The 14975-nt window shown below is 65.0% G+C and carries 9 protein-coding genes, 3 rRNA genes and 1 pseudogene; 9 read left to right on the top strand and 4 right to left on the bottom strand.

The genetic code is table 11. From position 1 onward, the window contains the following. Window positions 1-38: 38 nt before the first annotated feature. From OG352_RS09390 to OG352_RS09380, 3 genes are all read left to right on the top strand, one after another. The gene (locus OG352_RS09390) at window positions 39-836 is read left to right on the top strand and encodes an ABC transporter ATP-binding protein (protein WP_329215929.1); all 798 of its coding nucleotides are present in this window, start codon (window positions 39-41) and stop codon (window positions 834-836) included. A gap of 109 nt (window positions 837-945) precedes the next feature. After that, window positions 946-1377 carry an NfeD family protein gene (locus OG352_RS09385; protein ID WP_329215928.1) on the top strand — a complete coding sequence of 144 codons (432 nt, stop codon included), beginning with the start codon at window positions 946-948 and terminating at the stop codon, window positions 1375-1377. A 142-nt stretch (window positions 1378-1519) separates the two neighbouring features. Then, complete coding sequence (locus tag OG352_RS09380) at window positions 1520-2482, top strand: SPFH domain-containing protein (RefSeq protein WP_329215927.1); 963 nt, start codon at window positions 1520-1522, stop codon at window positions 2480-2482. 81 nt (window positions 2483-2563) lie between these two features. Here OG352_RS09380 and OG352_RS09375 read toward each other — a convergent pair whose 3' ends face one another. From OG352_RS09375 to OG352_RS09365, 3 genes are all read right to left on the bottom strand, one after another. Continuing rightward, window positions 2564-3070 carry an HNH endonuclease gene (locus tag OG352_RS09375; RefSeq protein ID WP_329215926.1) on the bottom strand — a complete coding sequence of 169 codons (507 nt, stop codon included), beginning with the start codon at window positions 3068-3070 and terminating at the stop codon, window positions 2564-2566. Between the two features lie 198 nt (window positions 3071-3268). Further along, entirely contained in the window at window positions 3269-3808 is a 540-nt protein-coding gene (locus tag OG352_RS09370; protein WP_329215925.1) for a YbhB/YbcL family Raf kinase inhibitor-like protein, read from the bottom strand. A gap of 55 nt (window positions 3809-3863) precedes the next feature. Next, complete coding sequence (locus OG352_RS09365; protein WP_329215924.1) at window positions 3864-4646, bottom strand: sporulation protein; 783 nt, start codon at window positions 4644-4646, stop codon at window positions 3864-3866. Window positions 4647-4808: 162 nt separating this feature from the next. Between OG352_RS09365 and OG352_RS09360 the strand changes: the two genes are divergently transcribed. From OG352_RS09360 to OG352_RS09335, 6 genes and pseudogenes are all read left to right on the top strand, one after another. Continuing rightward, complete coding sequence (locus OG352_RS09360; RefSeq protein WP_329215923.1) at window positions 4809-5450, top strand: DNA-3-methyladenine glycosylase; 642 nt, start codon at window positions 4809-4811, stop codon at window positions 5448-5450. A gap of 553 nt (window positions 5451-6003) precedes the next feature. Then, window positions 6004-7530 (top strand): 16S ribosomal RNA (locus tag OG352_RS09355). A gap of 319 nt (window positions 7531-7849) precedes the next feature. Then, a 23S ribosomal RNA gene (locus OG352_RS09350) occupies window positions 7850-10972 on the top strand. A 101-nt stretch (window positions 10973-11073) separates the two neighbouring features. Next, window positions 11074-11190 (top strand): 5S ribosomal RNA (gene rrf / locus OG352_RS09345). The 16S, 23S and 5S rRNA genes sit together here, the layout of an rRNA operon. A 651-nt stretch (window positions 11191-11841) precedes the next feature. Further along, window positions 11842-12540, top strand: a pseudogene (locus OG352_RS39945) (hypothetical protein); the annotation flags it as partial. A 243-nt stretch (window positions 12541-12783) separates the two neighbouring features. Next, complete coding sequence (locus OG352_RS09335; RefSeq protein WP_329215921.1) at window positions 12784-13548, top strand: hypothetical protein; 765 nt, start codon at window positions 12784-12786, stop codon at window positions 13546-13548. Window positions 13549-13611: 63 nt separating this feature from the next. On the opposite strand, the gene OG352_RS09330 is transcribed toward OG352_RS09335, so the two are convergent. Beyond that, the gene (locus tag OG352_RS09330) at window positions 13612-14895 is read right to left on the bottom strand and encodes a DUF1015 domain-containing protein (protein ID WP_329215920.1); all 1284 of its coding nucleotides are present in this window, start codon (window positions 14893-14895) and stop codon (window positions 13612-13614) included. Between the last annotated feature and the right edge of the window lie 80 nt (window positions 14896-14975).

The following is a 14975-nucleotide window of genomic DNA, read 5'->3' as shown; positions in this document are numbered from 1 at the left end:
AACCGACCGGCCACACTGCAAGGGGAGACAACGCGCTCATGAGCGATGTTCTGGAGCTTCAGGACGTAACCGTGGTCCGTGAGGGCCGGGCTCTCGTGGACCAGGTCTCCTGGTCGGTCAAGGAGGGCGAGCGCTGGGTCATCCTCGGTCCCAACGGGGCCGGCAAGACGACCCTCCTGAACATCGCCTCCACCTACCTCTTCCCCAGCGCCGGCACCGTCTCCGTCCTCGGCGAGACCCTCGGCAAGCCCGGCACCGACGTCTTCGAGCTGCGCCCGCGCGTCGGCATGGCCGGCATCGCCCTGGCCGACAAGCTCCCCAAGCGCCAGACCGTCCTGCAGACCGTCCTCACCGCCGCCTACGGCATGACGGCCGGCTGGCAGGAGGAGTACGAGGACGTCGACGAGCAGCGCGCCCGCGCCTTCCTCGACCGCCTCGGCATGAGCGACTACCTGGAGCGCAGGTTCGGCACCCTCTCCGAGGGCGAACGCAAGCGCGTCCTCATCGCCCGCGCCCTGATGACCGACCCCGAGCTGCTGCTCCTCGACGAGCCCGCCGCCGGCCTCGACCTCGGCGGCCGCGAGGACCTCGTACGCCGACTCGGCCGGCTCGCCCGCGACCCCATCGCCCCCTCGATGATCATGGTCACGCACCACGTCGAGGAGATCGCCCCCGGCTTCACCCACGTCCTCATGATCCGCCAGGGCAAGATCCTCGCCGCTGGCCCGGTCGAGCTGGAACTCAGCTCCCGCAACCTCTCCCTCTGCTTCGGCCTCCCGCTCGTCGTGGAACAGGTCGGCGACCGCTGGACGGCCCAGGGCCTGCCGCTGTCCTGACCCGTCCCGGTTTCTGCCCCGATCCTGACCCCCGGTCGTTCTGGCCCTGCCCCGGTCCTGCCCCTGTGCGCCCTGTCCGCAACAGGACCTGCGGCCCTACCATGACCGTGTGAACGACATCGACGCGTGGGTGTGGTGGCTCGTCGGCGCGGCAGCGCTCGGAATCCCGCTCGTGGTGACCGCGATGCCCGAGTTCGGCATGTTCGCGGTCGGCGCCGTGGCCGCCGCGATCGTCGCGGGCCTCGGCTTCGGAGCCGTCGCCCAGGTGCTCGTCTTCATCGTCGTCTCCGTCGCCCTCATCGCCGTCGTACGCCCCATCGCGATCCGGCACAGCAAGCAGGGCCCCCGACTCGCCACCGGCATCGACGCGTTGAAGGGCAAGCAGGCCGTCGTGCTGGAGCGCGTCGACGGCTCCGGCGGCCGGATCAAGCTCGCCGGAGAGGTCTGGTCGGCGCGCGCACTCGACACCGGCCGCGTCTACGAGGTGGGGCAGGAAGTCGACGTCGTGGACATCGAGGGAGCGACCGCGATCGTCATCTGACCTTGCACAACTCCCGCACCACACAAGTGAACAGAACACCTCGCGAGCCGCACGACGGTCTGTCAGACTCGACCAGCAAGATCTTCAACAGGCATAAGATCTTCCGAAAGCGCCGAGGCGGAGAAAGGTACGGGGAGCCGCGATGGAACCGGTCATCATCGTCCTGGTCATTCTGGTGGTGTTGGTCTTCATCGCCCTCATCAAGACGATCCAGGTCATCCCGCAGGCGAGCGCCGCGATCGTGGAGCGCTTCGGCCGCTACACGCGCACGCTCAACGCGGGCCTCAACATCGTCGTTCCGTTCATAGACACCATCCGCAACCGCATCGACCTCCGCGAACAGGTCGTCCCGTTCCCGCCGCAGCCGGTGATCACCCAGGACAACCTGGTCGTCAACATCGACACGGTCATCTATTACCAGGTGACCGACGCCCGGGCCGCGACCTACGAGGTCGCCAGCTACATCCAGGCGATCGAGCAGCTCACCGTCACCACGCTCCGCAACATCATCGGCGGCATGGACCTGGAGCGGACCCTGACCTCCCGCGAGGAGATCAACGCGGCCCTGCGCGGCGTCCTCGACGAGGCGACCGGCAAGTGGGGCATCCGCGTCAACCGTGTGGAACTGAAGGCGATCGAGCCCCCGACCTCCATCCAGGACTCGATGGAGAAGCAGATGCGCGCCGACCGTGACAAGCGCGCCGCGATCCTCACCGCGGAAGGCACGCGCCAGGCCGCGATCCTCACCGCCGAGGGCGAGAAGCAGTCCCAGATCCTGCGCGCCGAAGGTGAGGCCAAGGCCGCCGCCCTGCGCGCCGAGGGCGAAGCCCAGGCCGTGCGTACGGTCTTCGAGGCGATCCACGCCGGCGACGCGGACCAGAAACTCCTCTCCTACCAGTACCTCCAGATGCTCCCGAAGATCGCCCAGGGCGACGCCAACAAGCTCTGGATCGTCCCCAGCGAAATCGGCGACGCCCTCAAGGGCCTGTCCGGCAGCATGGGCAACTTCGGCAACTTCGGCGGGGGCAACTCCGGGAACTCGGGCAACTCCGGTAACGGCAACGGCGGTGGCAACGAACGCCGAGAGAAGCCGTCGATCGACTGACCGGTGACATGACACTGGTGACGTGACTGGGGCCCACCTCCCGAGCGGAGATGGGCCCCAGTCACGTACAGGCGTGGTGGACTACGCCGCGTCCAACGTCAGCCAGTCCGGCAGTGCGGCCAGGTCGTCCTGCCCCAGCGACAGCAGCATCGCGTCCGCCGGCGTCGGCTCGAACGGCTGCCGCAGCAACGGCATCTCCGCCTGCTCCGGAGTCCGGTTCGCCTTACGGTGGTTGTCCTCCGCGCACGACGCGACCGTGTTCAGCCACGAGTCCTGACCACCCTGCGCCCGCGGCACCACGTGGTCCACGGTCGTCGCCCGGCGACCGCAGTACGCGCACCGGTGCCGGTCCCTGACCAGCACACCCCGCCTCGACCACGGAGCTTGTCTTCGGAACGGCACCCGTACGTACCTGCACAGCCTGATCACCCGCGGCGCCGGAATGTCGACCTCGGCTCCGCGCATCCGCAGTTCGGGGTGGGCCTGCTCGACGACGGCCTTGTCCTGAAGCACCAGAACGACGGCTCGGTTCAACGTCACCGTCGACAGCGGCTCGAAGCTCGCGTTCAGTACCAGCGTGTCCCGCATAACCAGCCCACCTCCTGTGTGCACCGGCCCACCCCCGTGGCGGGCTGGGACCAACTCTGGCCGGGCACGCCGAGATGGACAACGCAATATCTGCCGCTCCACGGGAGGTGACCCCCGCGACCCCCGGCAACAAAATGCCCGCCCCTGATCACTTCCAAGACCGGGGGCGGGCAAACGTTCAATGAACGATGAGCTGACTCATCCCTCCGTGGGATGTTCGTACTCACCGATCAGCTGAGCACGGGCGATCGCGTGGAACCGCAGGTTGAACCCCACGACGGCGGGCGAGACGTCGGCGTCAGGACCGAGCTTCTCCTGATCGACCGCGTACACCGTGAAGACGTACCGGTGCGGCCCGTCCCCCGGCGGCGGAGCGGCACCGCCGAAATCCTTGCCGCCGTAGTCGTTACGCGCCTGTACGGCACCCTCCGGCAGCCCCTTGAACGCGCCGCTGCCCGCACCCGCCGGCAGCTCGGTCACCGAGGCCGGGATGTCGAACAGGACCCAGTGCCAGAACCCGCTGCCCGTCGGGGCGTCCGGGTCGTAGCAGGTCACGGCGAAACTCTTGGTCTCGGGCGGGAACCCCTTCCACCGCAACTGCGGCGAGGTGTTCCCCTCCGTGTGGACCTGAGCACTCCTGAGCGTCGCGCCCTCCGCGACATCCTCACTCGTCACCGTGAACGACGGCACGGGCGGGTGGAAGTCATGGGGGAGCGGCCGCCGCTTGAGCTCGGTCACCTGGGTACCTCCTGAACGATCCTGTGGGGAGACGGTGGAATCAGTGGTTCCGAGCCTAGAACCAGTTGCGCTTGCTGCCGACCTCGGACAGCCACTGGTTGAGGTAGGCGGCCCAGTCGGTCCCCTGGTAGTCGTGCAGACCCACCTGGAACGAGCGGAAGGTGTCACTTCCCTCGCTGAACAGCCCGGGCTTCTTGTCCATCTCCAGGACGACGTCCATCGCGTTCCCGTCGGCCACGAAGCTCAGCTCGACCTGGTTCAGCCCCCGGTACTGCGACGGCGGGAAGAACTCGATCTCCTGGTAGAACGGCAGCTTCTGCCGCGTACCCCGGATGTGACCGCGCTCCAGGTCCGCGTTCTTGAAGCGGAAGCCCAACTGGATGAAGGCGTCCAGGATCGCCTTCTGCGCCGGCAGCGGGTGGACGTTGATCGGGTCCAGGTCACCGGAGTCCACGGCGCGGGCGATCTCCAGCTCGGTGGTCACCCCGATGTTCATCCCGCGCAGCGACTGCCCGTCGATCATCGTGACCGGCGTCTCCCAGGGGATCTCGAGCCCGAACGGCACCGTGTGCACGGCACCCGCCTGCAGCTCGAACGCGCCCCCGAGCCGCAGCTTCGTGAACTCGACGTCCTGCTTGTACTCCTGGTCACCGCTCTCGACCTCGACCTTGGCCTGCAGCCCGACCGACAGCCCCTCGATCTGCTGGTTGACGGACCCGCCCTGGATCCGCACCTCGCCCTGGACGACACCGCCCGGAACGACGTTGACCTCGGTCAGCACCGTCTCGACCGAGGCTCCGCCGGCCCCCAGGCTCGCGAGCAGCTTCTTGAACGCCATGTCTCTCCCTCGTGACCTTCTACGACCTCAACCGAGGGATCGATCCCTCGACCCCTACAAACGCGATCCGGACGTGGCCGGTTCCGCGCTCCACACCCTGGCAAGCCGCGTACCCGCTGACCACCCCGACGCACCCGTCCGTCTGCACTACGCTCGGCGGGCATGATCGCGACCCCCGACCGTACGCCCCTGCCCAGGACCTTCTTCGACCGCCCTGTCCTGGAAGTGGCCCAGGATCTCCTAGGCCGCCTGCTCGTCCGTACGACCCCCGACGGTCCGATCACCCTGCGCCTCACAGAGGTCGAGGCCTACGACGGCCCCAACGACCCCGGCTCCCACGCCTTCCGGGGCCCCACGGCCCGCAACAGCGTGATGTTCGGCCCGCCGGGACACGTGTACGTCTACTTCACCTACGGCATGTGGCACTGCATGAACCTCGTCTGCGGTCCGGACGGCACGGCGAGCGCCGTCCTGCTCCGCGCCGGAGAGATCGTCGAGGGGGCCGAGTCGGCGCGCAAACGTCGACTCTCAGCCCGAAATGACAAGGAACTGGCCAAAGGCCCTGCCCGCCTGGCCACCGCCCTGGACGTGGACAGAACCCTTGACGGCACGGACGCCTGCGCCACCGGGGACACCCCGCTGAGGATCCTGACGGGCACCCCGGTCCCCTCGGACCAGGTACGCAGCGGCCCACGCACCGGAGTCTCCGGCGACGGGGCCGTGCACCCCTGGCGATACTGGGTCGCCAACGACCCGACGGTGAGCCCTTATCGGGCCCACGCCCCACGACGTCGACGAAGTTGACTCACTGTTGGCCTGCGCGTAACGTAGCCCGAGCCGCTTGAACCGGGTACGGCAATCGCCAGCAGCCGGAAGCGGCCAACCCACTACTACAGCGCCCCTCAGCGGGGGTGAATTCGGCGTGTCCGCATGTCCGAATTCGACTCGGCGGAACTCGATTATGAGTTGCGGAGGGAATCGGCTAACGTAGTGAATGTCGAAAGGCCGACAGGCGAAAGCCCAAAGCCCAAGGCAATCCCGCCGACAGGGAATCGGATCAAGAAAAGGATCTGATAGAGTCGGAAACGCAAGACCGAAGGGAAAAGCCCGGAGGAAAGCCTGAGAGAGTCTCTCGGGTGAGTACAAAGGAAGCGTCCGTTCCTTGAGAACTCAACAGCGTGCCAAAAATCAACGCCAGATATGTTGATACCCCGTTCCCGGCAGTGATAGCCGGGGATGAGGTTCCTTTGAAACAAAACACAGCGAGGACGCTGTGAACGGCCGGGCTTATTCCGCCTGGCTGTTCCGCTCTCGTGGTGTCGACCCGCGCTTTTAATTAAGCATAGTCGGGAAAACATTCACGGAGAGTTTGATCCTGGCTCAGGACGAACGCTGGCGGCGTGCTTAACACATGCAAGTCGAACGATGAAGCCTTTCGGGGTGGATTAGTGGCGAACGGGTGAGTAACACGTGGGCAATCTGCCCTTCACTCTGGGACAAGCCCTGGAAACGGGGTCTAATACCGGATGATACTTCCACTCGCATGGGTGGGGGTTGAAAGCTCCGGCGGTGAAGGATGAGCCCGCGGCCTATCAGCTTGTTGGTGAGGTAATGGCTCACCAAGGCGACGACGGGTAGCCGGCCTGAGAGGGCGACCGGCCACACTGGGACTGAGACACGGCCCAGACTCCTACGGGAGGCAGCAGTGGGGAATATTGCACAATGGGCGAAAGCCTGATGCAGCGACGCCGCGTGAGGGATGACGGCCTTCGGGTTGTAAACCTCTTTCAGCAGGGAAGAAGCGAGAGTGACGGTACCTGCAGAAGAAGCGCCGGCTAACTACGTGCCAGCAGCCGCGGTAATACGTAGGGCGCAAGCGTTGTCCGGAATTATTGGGCGTAAAGAGCTCGTAGGCGGTCTGTCACGTCGGATGTGAAAGCCCGGGGCTTAACCCCGGGTCTGCATTCGATACGGGCAGACTAGAGTGTGGTAGGGGAGATCGGAATTCCTGGTGTAGCGGTGAAATGCGCAGATATCAGGAGGAACACCGGTGGCGAAGGCGGATCTCTGGGCCATTACTGACGCTGAGGAGCGAAAGCGTGGGGAGCGAACAGGATTAGATACCCTGGTAGTCCACGCCGTAAACGGTGGGAACTAGGTGTTGGCGACATTCCACGTCGTCGGTGCCGCAGCTAACGCATTAAGTTCCCCGCCTGGGGAGTACGGCCGCAAGGCTAAAACTCAAAGGAATTGACGGGGGCCCGCACAAGCAGCGGAGCATGTGGCTTAATTCGACGCAACGCGAAGAACCTTACCAAGGCTTGACATACACCGGAAACGGCCAGAGATGGTCGCCCCCTTGTGGTCGGTGTACAGGTGGTGCATGGCTGTCGTCAGCTCGTGTCGTGAGATGTTGGGTTAAGTCCCGCAACGAGCGCAACCCTTGTTCTGTGTTGCCAGCATGCCCTTCGGGGTGATGGGGACTCACAGGAGACTGCCGGGGTCAACTCGGAGGAAGGTGGGGACGACGTCAAGTCATCATGCCCCTTATGTCTTGGGCTGCACACGTGCTACAATGGCCGGTACAAAGAGCTGCGAAACCGTGAGGTGGAGCGAATCTCAAAAAGCCGGTCTCAGTTCGGATTGGGGTCTGCAACTCGACCCCATGAAGTCGGAGTTGCTAGTAATCGCAGATCAGCATTGCTGCGGTGAATACGTTCCCGGGCCTTGTACACACCGCCCGTCACGTCACGAAAGTCGGTAACACCCGAAGCCGGTGGCCCAACCCCTCACGGGGAGGGAGCTGTCGAAGGTGGGACTGGCGATTGGGACGAAGTCGTAACAAGGTAGCCGTACCGGAAGGTGCGGCTGGATCACCTCCTTTCTAAGGAGCATCTAGGCTGCCGGGCTTGCCCGGTGGTCCAGGGCCATTACGTCGGCGTATGTCCGACGGTGGTTGCTCAAGGGTGGAACGTTGATTATTCGGCCGGTTTCCGGGTCGGAGGCTGCAAGTACTGCTCGTAAGGGTGTGGAAAGCATGATCTTCGGGCGGGGGTTGGTCGGGCACGCTGTTGGGTGTCTGAGGGTATGGCCGCAAGGTCTGTCTTCAGTGCCGGCCCCAGTGCACTCCGACCCGGTGAGGGTTGGGGGTGATGGGTGGCTGGTCGTTGTTTGAGAACTGCACAGTGGACGCGAGCATCTGTGGCCAAGTTTTTAAGGGCGCACGGTGGATGCCTTGGCACCAGGAACCGATGAAGGACGTGGGAGGCCACGATAGTCCCCGGGGAGTCGTCAACCAGGCTTTGATCCGGGGGTTTCCGAATGGGGAAACCCGGCAGTCGTCATGGGCTGTCACCCATACCTGAACACATAGGGTATGTGGAGGGAACGCGGGGAAGTGAAACATCTCAGTACCCGCAGGAAGAGAAAACAACCGTGATTCCGGGAGTAGTGGCGAGCGAAACCGGATGAGGCCAAACCGTATGCGTGTGAGACCCGGCAGGGGTTGCGCATACGGGGTTGTGGGATCTCTCTTTCACAGTCTGCCGGCTGTGAGGCGAGTCAGAAACCGTTGATGTAGGCGAAGGACATGCGAAAGGTCCGGCGTAGAGGGTAAGACCCCCGTAGCCGAAACGTCAACGGCTCGTTTGAGAGACACCCAAGTAGCACGGGGCCCGAGAAATCCCGTGTGAATCTGGCGGGACCACCCGCTAAGCCTAAATATTCCCTGGTGACCGATAGCGGATAGTACCGTGAGGGAATGGTGAAAAGTACCGCGGGAGCGGAGTGAAATAGTACCTGAAACCGTGTGCCTACAAGCCGTGGGAGCGTCGGACATGTGCTTGCACATGTCTCGTGACTGCGTGCCTTTTGAAGAATGAGCCTGCGAGTTTGCGGTGTGTTGCGAGGTTAACCCGGGTGGGGTAGCCGTAGCGAAAGCGAGTCCTAATAGGGCGTTTGAGTAGCACGCTCAAGACCCGAAGCGGAGTGATCTAGCCATGGGCAGGTTGAAGCGGAGGTAAGACTTCGTGGAGGACCGAACCCACCAGGGTTGAAAACCTGGGGGATGACCTGTGGTTAGGGGTGAAAGGCCAATCAAACTCCGTGATAGCTGGTTCTCCCCGAAATGCATTTAGGTGCAGCGTCGTGTGTTTCTTGCCGGAGGTAGAGCACTGGATAGGCGATGGGCCCTACCGGGTTACTGACCTTAGCCAAACTCCGAATGCCGGTAAGTGAGAGCGCGGCAGTGAGACTGTGGGGGATAAGCTCCATGGTCGAGAGGGAAACAGCCCAGAGCATCGACTAAGGCCCCTAAGCGTACGCTAAGTGGGAAAGGATGTGGAGTCGCAGAGACAACCAGGAGGTTGGCTTAGAAGCAGCCACCCTTGAAAGAGTGCGTAATAGCTCACTGGTCTAGTGATTCCGCGCCGACAATGTAGCGGGGCTCAAGCGTACCGCCGAAGTCGTGTCATTGCAGCATATAGCCCCAACGGGTGCTGTGATGGGTAGGGGAGCGTCGTGTGCCGGGTGAAGCCGCGCCGGAAGGCAGTGGTGGACGGTTCACGAGTGAGAATGCAGGCATGAGTAGCGATACACACGTGAGAAACGTGTGCGCCGATTGACTAAGGGTTCCTGGGTCAAGCTGATCTGCCCAGGGTAAGTCGGGACCTAAGGCGAGGCCGACAGGCGTAGTCGATGGATAACCGGTTGATATTCCGGTACCCGCTGTGAAGCGTCAAACATTGAATCAGGCGATGCTAAGTCCGTGAAGCCGTTCCGGACCCTTCGGGGAATGGAAAGTGGTGGAGCCGACGGACCAGACTTGTAGTAGGTGAGTGATGGGGTGACGCAGGAAGGTAGTCCATCCCGGGCGGTGGTTGTCCCGGGGTAAGGGTGTAGGCCGTGCGATAGGCAAATCCGTCGCACATTAAGGCTGAGACCTGATGCCGAGCCGATTGTGGCGAAGTGGATGATCCTATGCTGTCGAGAAAAGCCTCTAGCGAGTTTCATGGCGGCCCGTACCCTAAACCGACTCAGGTGGTCAGGTAGAGAATACCGAGGCGTTCGGGTGAACTATGGTTAAGGAACTCGGCAAAATGCCCCCGTAACTTCGGGAGAAGGGGGGCCATCACTGGTGAGGGGACTTGCTCTCCGAGCTGGGGGTGGCCGCAGAGACCAGCGAGAAGCGACTGTTTACTAAAAACACAGGTCCGTGCGAAGCCGTAAGGCGATGTATACGGACTGACGCCTGCCCGGTGCTGGAACGTTAAGGGGACCGGTTAGTCACATTTCGGTGTGGCGAAGCTGAGAACTTAAGCGCCAGTAAACGGCGGTGGTAACTATAACCATCCTAAGGTAGCGAAATTCCTTGTCGGGTAAGTTCCGACCTGCACGAATGGCGTAACGACTTCTCGACTGTCTCAACCATAGGCCCGGTGAAATTGCACTACGAGTAAAGATGCTCGTTTCGCGCAGCAGGACGGAAAGACCCCGGGACCTTTACTATAGTTTGATATTGGTGTTCGGTTCGGCTTGTGTAGGATAGCTGGGAGACTTTGAACTCTGGACGCCAGTTCAGGGGGAGTCGTCGTTGAAATACCAGTCTGGTCGTGCTGGATGTCTAACCTGGGTCCGTGATCCGGATCAGGGACAGTGTCTGATGGGTAGTTTAACTGGGGCGGTTGCCTCCTAAAGAGTAACGGAGGCGCCCAAAGGTTCCCTCAGCCTGGTTGGCAATCAGGTGTTGAGTGTAAGTGCACAAGGGAGCTTGACTGTGAGACCGACGGGTCGAGCAGGGACGAAAGTCGGGACTAGTGATCCGGCGGTGGCTTGTGGAAGCGCCGTCGCTCAACGGATAAAAGGTACCCCGGGGATAACAGGCTGATCTTCCCCAAGAGTCCATATCGACGGGATGGTTTGGCACCTCGATGTCGGCTCGTCGCATCCTGGGGCTGGAGTCGGTCCCAAGGGTTGGGCTGTTCGCCCATTAAAGCGGTACGCGAGCTGGGTTTAGAACGTCGTGAGACAGTTCGGTCCCTATCCGCTGCGCGCGCAGGAATATTGAGAAGGGCTGTCCCTAGTACGAGAGGACCGGGACGGACGAACCTCTGGTGTGCCAGTTGTTCTGCCAAGGGCATGGCTGGTTGGCTACGTTCGGGAGGGATAACCGCTGAAAGCATCTAAGCGGGAAGCCTGCTTCGAGATGAGTATTCCCACCCCCTTTGAGGGGTTAAGGCTCCCAGTAGACGACTGGGTTGATAGGCCGGATGTGGAAGCCCAGTAATGGGTGGAGCTGACCGGTACTAATAGGCCGAGGGCTTGTCCTCAGTTGCTCGCGTCCACTGTGTTAGTTCTGAGGCAACGACTGTTGCCGGCTAGAGCTGAAAACAAGTAAAAAGTGTGCTTGTTCGCTCGAAACCATTAGGGTTTCGGTGGTCATAGCGTGAGGGAAACGCCCGGTTACATTTCGAACCCGGAAGCTAAGCCTTACAGCGCCGATGGTACTGCAGGGGGGACCCTGTGGGAGAGTAGGACGCCGCCGAACAATCTTTGGAAAGGACCCTTGGTCCCAGCGTTCAGCTGGGGCCAAGGGTCCTTTTGTTTTTCCGGAGCGCGCCGGGTACCCGGGTGCGCGAGAATGTTTTGCGGTACCGAAGACAGGAGTCACCCGATGTCCACCAACTCTCCCGACGATCGACCGGAGCGCGACCAGCGGCGACGGGACAATGGGGACCGCGGTGACCGCGGCGACCGCGGTGCCAACCGCGGGGGCCAGGACCGTGGCGACCGTCCCGCCTTCAGGCGTGACGACAACCGCCGTGACGACAACCGTGGTGGTGGCGGCGGTGGTTACGGCCGGCGCGATGATCGTCGCGACGACCGGGGCCGTGATGACCGTGGCGACCGCCCCGCCTTCCGCCGCGACGACCGGCGTGATGACAACCGTGGTGGGGACCGTCCCGCGTTCCGTCGTGATGACAACCGTGGTGGTTCCGGTGACCGTCCCGGTTTCCGTCGGGACGATCGTCGTGATGACCGTCGTGAAGGTGATCGGGGTTCTCGGCCGGCGTTCCAGCGGGACGACCGTGACCGTGGGCCGCGTCGGGACGACCGTGGAGACCGACCCCCCTTCCGGCGCGACGACCGCGGCGAGCGACCCCCCTTCCGCCGTGACGACAACCGTGGTGGCTCCGGTGACCGTCCCGCCTTCCGCCGCGACGACCGGCGTGACGACAATCGTGGTGGGGACCGTCCCGCGTTCCGTCGTGATGACAACCGTGGTGGCTCTGGTGAGCGTGGGGGCTTCCGCCGGGACGATCGTCGTGACGACCGGGGCCGTGATGATCGTGGGGACCGTCCCGCCTTCCGGCGTGACGACAACCGTGGTGGCGACCGTCCCCCCTTCCGCCGCGATGACAACCGTGGTGGTTCCGGTGACCGTCCCGGTTTCCGTCGGGACGATCGTCGTGATGACCGTCGTGAAGGTGATCGGGGTTCTCGGCCGGCGTTCCAGCGGGACGACCGTGACCGTGGGCCGCGTCGGGACGACCGTGGAGACCGACCCCCCTTCCGCCGTGACGACAACCGTGGTGGCGACCGTCCCGCGTTCCGTCGCGACGACAACCGTGGTGGCGACCGTCCCGCGTTCCGTCGCGACGACAACCGTGGTGGCGACCGTCCCGCCTTCCGCCGCGATGACAACCGCGGTGGTTCCGGTGACCGACCCCCCTTCCGCCGTGACGACAACCGTGGTGGCGACCGTCCCCCCTTCCGGCGTGACGACAACCGCGGTGGTTCCGGTGACCGTCCCGCCTTCCGGCGTGACGACCGGCGCGATGACCGGCGTGACGATCGTCGGGGCGATGACCGTGGTGGGTTCGTGCGGCGGGACGACAGTCGTGGTGGTGGCGCTGGCGGTGGATTCCGTGGTCGGGACGACCGGGGGGCTCGTGGGCCCCGTGGGGATGACAGGGGTGCGCGGCCCGGTGGGTTCCGGGGTCGTGACGGGCGTGATGACCGTCGGGACGACCGGCAGGGTGGTGGCGGCCGGTTCCGTGACGAGCGGGACCGCGACCGTGAGCCGATCAAGCGGCTGCCGATCCCGGAGGACGTCACCGGTGAGGAGATCGACAAGGACGTGCGGCAGGAGCTGATGAGCCTGCCCAAGACGCTTGCCGACGACGTCGCCAGGAACCTGGTGATGGTCGCCCGGCTGATCGACGAGGACCCCGAGCAGGCGTACGCCTACTCCAAGGTGGCCCTGCGGCTTGCCTCGCGCGTCGCCGCCGTGCGTGAGGCCGGCGGGTTCGCCGCGTACGCCAACCAGAAGTACAGCGAGGCGCTCGCCGAGTTCCGGGCCGCGCGGCGGATGAGCGGCGGTGTCGAACTGTGGCCCGTCATGGCCGACTGCGAGCGTGGGCTCGGGCGGCCGGAGAAGGCACTCGACATGGCCGGCGCTCCCGAGGTGAACAAGCTGGACAAGGCCGGCCAGGTGGAGATGCGGCTCGTCGCGGCCGGGGCCCGGCGTGACCTGGGGCAACTGGACGCGGCCATCGTGACGCTGCAGAGCCCCGAGCTGGCCGCCAACTCCGTCCAGCCGTGGACCGCGCGGCTGCGGTACGCGTACGCCGACGCGCTGCTCGCCGCCGGGCGCGAGGGTGAGGCGCGGGAGTGGTTCGCGAAGGCCATCGAGTCCGACAAGGACGGCAGCACGGACGCCTCTGACCGGCTCGCCGAACTCGACGGGGTGGACTTCGTCGACGCCCTCGACGAGAGCGAGACCGAGACCGAGACCGAGGGTGAGACCGAGGGTGAGACCGAGACCGAGGACGCCGGGGCTGTGGTGGAGGAGGCCGAGGTCGACGACGTGGCCGAGGTCAAGGCCGAGCGCGATGAGGACTGACGAGGCCTGACACAGGTCTAGGGGGCGGGATCCGGTGTCACCGGGTCCCGCCCCTTTGTGCGTTCAGATGTCGAGTGCGCGCAGGACCAGGCCCGAGGCCGGTTTCGGGCCGAACGACGTCGACTTGCGGGGCATCGTGACGCCCTGGCGGGCGAGGTCGCGGACGACCTCCTCGCGGACCGGGTGGAGCAGGACCGCCGTACCGCCGTCGCGTTCCGCCTTCTCCACCGTCGCGGCCGTGTCGTGGATGTAGGCGATGCGGGCGGGGTCGTCCTCGGGGATGTGCCACACGTGGTCTAGGAGCGTGGCGTGCAGGACCGTCGCGTCCAGGGTGCGCCAGGCCGCCGGGCGGTCGGCGGGGATCGTGCGGTCGAGGAGCGCCGGGTCCGGGCGGTCCAGGAGGTGGAAGGCGCCGTCGCCCGCCAGGAGGAACGCGTTGCCCGCGCAGGCCGCGTCCGCCAGGGTGTCGAGGGCCTCCGGGAGGGGGACCGCCAGGCGTTGGACGCGGAACCGGCCGTCGAGCGCGGCCAGGGCCTCCGCGACCGGCAGGCCGTGCAGGAGGCGGTGGATGGCGCGGACGCGCAGGGGGTAGCGGGCGGTGTCGACCAGGAGGACCAGGCCGTGGTCCCAGGGGCTGGGGGAGGGGTGCTCCGCGTGGAGCCGGAGGTAGGTCGCCCAGCGGTGGTGGCCGTCGGCGATGAGGGCCTGGTGGCGGGCGAGGTCCGTCTGCACGCGGGCCGTCTCGGCGGGGTCGGTGATCGCCCAGAGCCGGTGGCTGTAGCCGTCCTGCGTGGTGGTGGACAGGAGCGGGGGGTGCTCCGCGGTGCGGTCCACGATCTCGGCCGCCGTGCCGTTGCCGCGGTAGGTGAGGAGCAGGGGCTCGAGGTTGGCGTGCGTGGCGCGCATCAGGGCCGCCCGGTCGGCGACGATGTGCGGCATGACGTCCTCGTGCGGGAGGACGATTCCCTCCGACGGCTCCGAGACGCGCAGGGTGCCGATGAGGCCGCGTTGGAGCATGCCGTCCGCGTGCCGCTGCTCGTAGACGTACAGGGCGGGCTCGGCGTCGGCCGTCAGGATGCCCTCGGACAGCCAGCGGCGCAGGGCGCCGGCGGCCTGTTCGGTGCGGGCGGTGGGGGTGGTGGCCTGGGGGAGGATCAGGCGGACGATGTTGTACGGGTCCGCGTCCTGGAGTTGGTGCAGGCCGTCGGGGCGGACGACGACGTCGTACGGCGGGGAGGTGACCGCGGCGAGGCTGCCGACCCGGTCGGGGTCGTAGCGCAGGCCTCGGAACGGGGTGAGTTCCAGGCCTCGGCGCGCCGTTGCTTCCGAGTGACCTGCTGTGTTCATCCCGGCATCGTACGTGTGTCTACGTGTGTCAGTGGCATGCGGGATGATCGGGGGAAAGCGGACCGAACGAGGAGCGATGT

The organism is Streptomyces sp. NBC_01485 (genome assembly GCF_036227125.1).
Lineage (GTDB): Bacteria > Actinomycetota > Actinomycetes > Streptomycetales > Streptomycetaceae > Streptomyces.
This window is presented reverse-complemented; position numbering and strand designations above follow the sequence as displayed.